General features: G+C 67.2%; 1 protein-coding gene. It reads right to left on the minus strand.

Annotation, left to right across the window (positions count from 1 at the left end):
• Positions 1–33: 33 nt before the first annotated feature.
• Positions 34–1,032, minus strand: coding sequence for an IS3 family transposase (locus tag ACTWQR_RS55765; protein ID WP_443235022.1), 999 nt, complete (start codon positions 1,030–1,032; stop codon positions 34–36).
• Positions 1,033–1,095: the final 63 nt, after the last annotated feature.

Below are 1,095 nucleotides of genomic sequence, written 5' to 3' on the forward strand. Positions count from 1 at the left end.
CCGCTACCTCCCCGAAGGCAGCATGAGCGAGATCTACCGCGAACTCCCCGAAAGCGCCCCCGCGCTACCCAACACCCCGAACGCGCCCGCCAGTTGATCCCCAACACCACGACGAGGGACACGACCCTCGACGTAGCGGAAAACGTCGGCCCGGGCGGCCTCGCGGGTCTCCCACATGGTCGTCCCGATCTCCGCTTTCAGGATGGCGAACCAGCTTTCCGCGGCGGCATTATCGTAACAAGAACCGACGCGCCCCATCGACTGCCTCATGCGCAACTTGCGTATTTCGCTGCGGAATTCGTCACTTGTGTACTCGCTGCCGCGATCCGTATGCATGACGCAACCGCGCTCCAGGCCGCCACGCCCGGCCGCCATCCGCAAGGCGGCGACCGGCAGCTCGGCGCGGTGGTGGTCGGCCATCGCCCAGCCGACCACCTCCCGCGTCGCGAGATCGATACAGGTCGCCAGATACAACTTCCCTTCCAGCGTGCTGAGTTCAGTCATGTCGCCGACGAGCCGCATCCCAGGCCGGGACGCGGTGAAGTCCCGACCGATCAGGTCGAGCGCGAACACCGCCCGCTTCGCCTGCCGGGTCAGGCCCCGCTGTCGGCGGCGGGTGATCCCGACGATCCGGTGCTTGCGCATCAGCCGCTCGACCTTCTTGGAGTTCACCACCCGCCCGGCCCGCCGCAGGGCGGCGTGGATCCGCGGGGCCCCGTAGGCACCGCGAGATTCGGCGTGAAGCACCCGGATCTCGCCCACCAGCACCTCCTCGGCCCGCTCCCGCACCGTCCGGGCCAGCCGTGACGCCCTGTGCGCGTAGTAGGTGGAACGGGGTACTCCCAACACACGGCACAGAAACGCAACACTGTGACCTGCAGGATTACCCTCCGATGCCTTCTCCGCATCGATGAAACGACACCGCGCCGCGGTGTCTACCTCATCTTGTCCTGAGCGAAGAAGGCGGTCGCTGAGATGTGAATCCGGGGTCCCACGGGCATCTTTGAGTGCGGCCTCGCCGCGAGGCCGCACTCCTGTCGAGCCCGGTTCAGGCGGGTCCGGTTCCTGCGGGTCCGATGGTGACGTCGAAACCGA

The sequence above is a fragment of the Streptomyces sp. 2A115 genome (assembly GCF_052245575.1).
Classification (GTDB): Bacteria; Actinomycetota; Actinomycetes; order Streptomycetales; family Streptomycetaceae; genus Streptomyces.